This window comes from Geodermatophilus sp. SYSU D00710 (genome assembly GCF_054050195.1).
This window is the reverse complement of record NZ_JBJGYX010000112.1, coordinates 1-5,002: the sequence shown is the minus strand read 5'-3', so window position 1 is coordinate 5,002 and position 5,002 is coordinate 1. Positions and strand designations below refer to the sequence as shown.

Annotated in this window: 4 protein-coding genes; all 4 read left to right on the top strand. The window is 75.5% G+C overall.

Annotated elements, in window-relative coordinates; genetic code table 11:
- Positions 1–824: PKD domain-containing protein (locus ACI78U_RS24770; RefSeq protein ID WP_456878107.1), on the top strand; the 824-nt coding region annotated here is incomplete at its 5' end.
- A 169-nt stretch (positions 825–993) separates the two neighbouring features.
- A complete protein-coding gene (locus ACI78U_RS24765; RefSeq protein ID WP_456878106.1) occupies positions 994–3,165 on the top strand; it encodes a glycosyltransferase in 2,172 nt (723 codons plus the stop codon).
- A 32-nt stretch (positions 3,166–3,197) separates the two neighbouring features.
- A complete protein-coding gene (locus ACI78U_RS24760; RefSeq protein ID WP_456878105.1) occupies positions 3,198–4,172 on the top strand; it encodes a glycosyltransferase family 2 protein in 975 nt (324 codons plus the stop codon).
- The gene (locus tag ACI78U_RS24755; RefSeq protein WP_456878104.1) at positions 4,169–4,912 is read left to right on the top strand and encodes a polysaccharide deacetylase family protein; all 744 of its coding nucleotides are present in this window, start codon (positions 4,169–4,171) and stop codon (positions 4,910–4,912) included. Before ACI78U_RS24760 ends, ACI78U_RS24755 begins: the two co-directional genes overlap by 4 nt.
- Positions 4,913–5,002 lie beyond the last annotated feature (90 nt).

Here is a 5,002-nt window from a genome sequence, read left to right as displayed (position 1 = left end):
GCCGGGTGGTGTCCCACGCGTGGGACTTCGGTGACGGCGCGACCGGCACCGGCGCGACGGCGTCGCACACCTACGCGGCGGCGGGCACCTACACCGTGCGGCTGACCGTCACCGACGACGACGGTGCCACCGGCACGGTCACCCGGCAGGTCACGGTGACCGCGCCGGCGCCCGAGCCGGGCGTGCAGCCGGTGGCCGCGGACGCCTTCGAGCGGAGCGTCACCTCCGGGTGGGGCACCGCCGACCGAGGCGGGGCGTGGACGGTGACCGGCAGCTCGGCGATCTCGTCGGTGACCGGCGGGGTCGGTCAGCTCAGCGGCGGCATCGGCCGCACGGTGGCCGCGACGCTGGGCGCGGTGTCCGGTCAGGACGTGTCGGTGCAGGCGGAGGTCACGCTGCCGCAGGCGGCGACCGGGACGGGGTCCTGGGTGTCCCTGGGCGGGCGCAAGGTGGGCACCACCGATCAGCGGGTCACGGTGCGCTTCCAGAGCACCGGCGTGGTCGACGTCCGCCTGGACCGGACGGTGGACGGTGCGGAGACGGTGCTGGCCTCCCAGCGGCTGGCCGGCACGTACGCGCCGGGCACGGCGCTGACCGTGCGGCTGGAGCTGGAGGGCACGGCGCTGCGGGCCAAGGTGTGGCCGGCGGGCACGGCCGAGCCGGCGGCGTGGACGGTGACCGCCACCGACACCACCGCGGCGCTGCAGCGGCCGGGCGCCCTGTTCCTGGAGATGTACACCTCGGGCACCGCCACCCGCCGCCAGGACCTCCGCCTGGACGACCTGTGGGCCGGGGCCGCAGGGGAGTCACCCCCCACGCCCTGACCGGACCCGGACGCTCCTCACCCCCGGCAGATCACCGCCGGGGGTGAGGCCGTCCCCGGGTGACCCCTGTGGGTGATGACGGTTTCGTCCGGCCGCCCGCACCCTCGGCCCCACTCGCGGTCGACGCCGGCCCCAGCGCCGCACCACCGCGCCAGCGGAAGGGAACCTCATGAACGACTCGGCCCTGCTCGCCGTCGTCGTGGTCTCGTTCGGCTCGACCGAGCTGCTCCGCCGGAACCTCGCCACGGCAGGCCTGTCCGGGCCCGACGTGCGCGTCGTCGTCGTGGACAACTTCTCCACGCCCGCCAACCGGCAAGCGGTGGAGGAGCTCGGCGCGACGCAGGGTTGGCACGTCGTCGGCATGCCGGACAACCGGGGGTTCGGCGCCGCCTGCAACGCCGGTGTGTCCGCCGGCCGGGAGCTGGGCTGCCGGACCTTCCTGTTCCTCAACCCGGACGCCGTGATCAGCCCCGCGGTCGTCGCCGAGCTCCGCGCACACAGCCTGCGCGAGCCCATGTCGCTGATCAGCCCACTGCTGGTCGACTCCGGAGGCCGCGTCGTCTTCCGGGTCGCCCGCACCGACCTCCGCGACGGCCGGGTGCGCAGCCGACCGGCCGACGCCCATCGGCGCAGCACCGATCCCGGCGACTGGCTGTGCGGTGCCTGCGTGGTCGTCCACGACGACCTGCTGACGCGGATCGGCGGCTTCGACGAGGGCTACTTCCTGTACTGGGAGGACGTCGACCTGGGGTACCGGGCCGTCGCGGCCGGCGGCAGTGTCGTCCTCCGCGAGGACCTGGTCGCCGTCCACGACGAGGGCGGCACCCATGCCGACGGACGCCCGGAGGGCGCGAAGTCCGCCCTGTACTACCGGTACAACTGCCGCAACCGGCTGACGTTCGCCGCCCGTCACCTGGGCCGGGGCCAGCTGCTGCGCTGGATGCTCGCCACGCCCCGCGTGAGCTGGGAGATCCTGCTGCGCGGCGGACGACGGCAGTTGCTCCACTCCCCGGCTCCGCTGTGGGCGGCGGTGGCGGGGTCGCTCGCCGGCCTCGCCCTGGCCCTGCCGGCGCTGGTGACCGGCACCCGTCCCCGGGCGCAGCGGCCGTCGGTGCTGATGGTGCACCCCGGGGCGGAGCTGTACGGCTCCGACCGGGTGTTCCTCGAGTCGGTCACCGCGCTGCTGCCCGCAGCCGACGTCGTCGTGGCGCTCCCCGGGAGTGGACCGTTGATCGCCGAGCTCGAACGACGCGGGGCGCGGGTCGTCATCCACCGGATGCCGGTGCTGCGCAAGTCGGTGCTCCGCCCGGCAGGTCTGCTGTGCCTCCTCCGTGACGCCGTCGCAGGCCTGGTCCCGGCGCTGGTCCTGCTCCGCCGTCACGGTGCCGACGGGGTGGTCGTCAACACGACGATCCTGCCGTCCTGGCTGCTGCTCGCCCGGCTGGCCCGCCGGTCGGTGGCCTGCCACGTGCACGAGGCACAGTGGCCGGGTCCGGTGGTCCTCCGCCGGGTGCTGCTCCTCCCGCTGCGGTGGGCCCACACCGTCGTGGCGAACAGCCGGTTCACCCGCGACGTCCTGCTCGACCTCGCGCCCGAGATCGCCGACCGCCTGACGGTGGTGACCAACCCGGTGCCGGGGCCGGGCGCCCCGCCGCCGCCTCGGCAGCTGCTCGACGGCCCGGTCCAGCTGTTGTTCGTGGGGCGGCTGTCCCCGCGCAAGGGGCCCGACGTCGCCGTCGCGACCCTGCGAGAGCTGCTCGCCCGCGGATTCGACGCGCGGCTGACGGTGCTGGGATCGGTGTTCCCCGGCTACGAGTGGTTCGAGACGCGGCTGCGCTCGTCCGCCGCCGACCTCGACGGGCGGGTCACCTTCGAGGAGTTCCGCCCTGATGTGTGGCCCGTCCTGGCGGGGGCCGACGTCGTCCTCGTCCCCTCCGTGCTCGACGAGTCGTTCGGGAACGTGGCGGTCGAGTCGGTGCTCGCCGCGCGGCCCACGGTGGTCAGCGACCTGCCGGGGCTCCGCGAGGCGGTGGAGGGCTGTGCCGGCGCCCAGATCGTCGAGGCGGCTCGTCCGGAGCTCTGGGCCGACGCGGTCGAGCGCTGTGTGAGCGACTGGGCGACCTTCCGGACGGCGGCCGTCCAGGACGCCGGGGCGGCACTGGGCCGCCATGCACCGGCTCACTATCGGCGGCGCATGGCGCACCTCCTGCTCGGATCGCACGCACGGACGCCGCTGCTGCCGCTGGCGCCTCTGCCCCGTGACCCACTGGGATGCCAGGCCGCGTCCGCCCCGGCACCGACCCCGACCACCGAGGAGCGAGCAGCGGTGATCCCGCGATGACGGCGATGACGACCCCGACGGTCTCGGCAACGATGGCGGACACCGTTCGGGTCACGGTCGCGGTGCCCACCTTCCGCCGCCCGGACGAGCTGCGCGCCCTGTTGCCGCTGCTGCTGGCGCAGGCCTCCGAGGTGTCCTCTGCACCCGACAGCCGGTACCTCGCCGACGTGCTGGTCGTGGACAACGACCCCGAGCGGAGTGCCGCCGCCGTCGTGAGCGGGATGGTGGGGGTCCGTTACGCGGCCGAGCCCACGCCCGGCATCGCGGCGGTCCGCAACCGCGCCCTGGACGAGGCGGCCGGGGCCCGCGTGCTGGCCTTCATCGACGACGACGAACGGCCGGCCGAGGGCTGGCTGGCGCACCTGCTCGAGACGTGGACCGCCAGCGGCGCGGCCGCGGTCGCCGGGGTCGTCCTCACGGAGTTCGCCGGACAGCTCGACCCGTGGATCCGTGCCGGGGACTTCTTCTCCCGCCGCAGGATGCCGACGGGTACCGCGATCGACGTCGCGGCGAGCGGCAACCTGCTCCTCGACCTCGATCAGGTGCGCGAGGCCGGCGTGCGGTTCGAGTCAGCCCTCGGTCTGGGCGGCGGGGAGGACAACCTCTTCAGCCGGCACCTGGCCCGGGCCGGCGGGCGGATGGTCTGGTGCGACGAGTCCGCCGCCGTCGACCACGTGCCGGCCGCACGGATGACCCGCGCCTGGGTCCTGACCCGCGCGTGCAGCCACGGCAACTCGACCGTGCTCGTCGACCTACGGCTGACGTCCGGGTCCCGGGCCCGGCTGGCGCGGCGAGCCCGAGGGGCGGCCAGGGGCGTGCTGTGTGTCGGTGGGGGTGCCGCACGCTGGGGCTGGGGGCTGCTGACCCGTTCCCGTCGCCACCAGGCGCGGGGCCTGAGATACGTCTTCCGCGGCGCCGGGATGATCGGCGGCGCGTGCGGACTGACCTACCAGGAGTACGCCCGGTCTGGGCGCCGCTGGCGGCCGGCGCCGAGGAGCGCCCGGTGAGCGCCCCTGCACTGCTGCGGACGGTCGTCCGCACCACCCGGCGCACCGCACGCCGGGGCGCCGGCACCCTGCTCGGTTCGGCCGTCGAGGTGCGCACCACGGCTCCGCACGTCGTCCTGACCTTCGACGACGGGCCGGAGCCGGGCGGGACCGACCGGGTGCTGACCGCCCTGGCAGACGCCGGCGCGAGCGCGACCTTCTTCGTCCTGCTCACCCGGGTGCGCAGGTACCCCGCACTGCTCGAGGAGGTGGTCGCCGCCGGGCACGAGGTGGCGCTGCACGGTACGGACCACCGTGCCCTGCCGACGCTGCACCCGGGCGAGGTCACTCGGCGGGTCCGCGACGGCAGGTCCGAGCTCGAGGACGCCGTCGGTGCGCCGATCCGCTGGTTCCGGCCTCCCTACGGCCGGCAGACCATGCGCAACTGGCGGGCCGTCCTCGACGCCGGCCTGCTGCCCGTGCTCTGGGGGCCGACGACGTGGGACTGGAGGGACGTCTCGCCCGAGGAGCGGCTGGCCAAGGCCATGACCGGCGTGACGCGCGGGTCGATCGTCCTGGCCCACGACGGCTTCGCCGGGCCGGAGGACGGTGCCTGCGACGGCCCGCCACCTCGGGTGGACCGGGGAGAACTCGTGCGGGCCGTGCTCGACGGCTACGCCGAGCGGGGGTTCGGCGCCCGGTCCCTGGGTGCAGCGCTCGACGTGGGCTCGCTGGTCCGCGAGACCTGGTTCCACGGCTGAGGAGGTCGGGGGGCCCGCCCCGGGGGCCCCCCCCGCCCGGGCGGGCCTAGCCGCCGGCGCCCCCCCCCGCCCCGCTGGCCGGGCTCGGCA

Coding starts and splice junctions, on each gene's coding strand:
- ACI78U_RS24765 (WP_456878106.1), top strand. CDS start 994: ATGAACGACTCGGCCCTGCTCGCCGTCGTCGTGGTCTCGTTCGGCTCG.
- ACI78U_RS24760 (WP_456878105.1), top strand. CDS start 3,198: ATGGCGGACACCGTTCGGGTCACGGTCGCGGTGCCCACCTTCCGCCGC.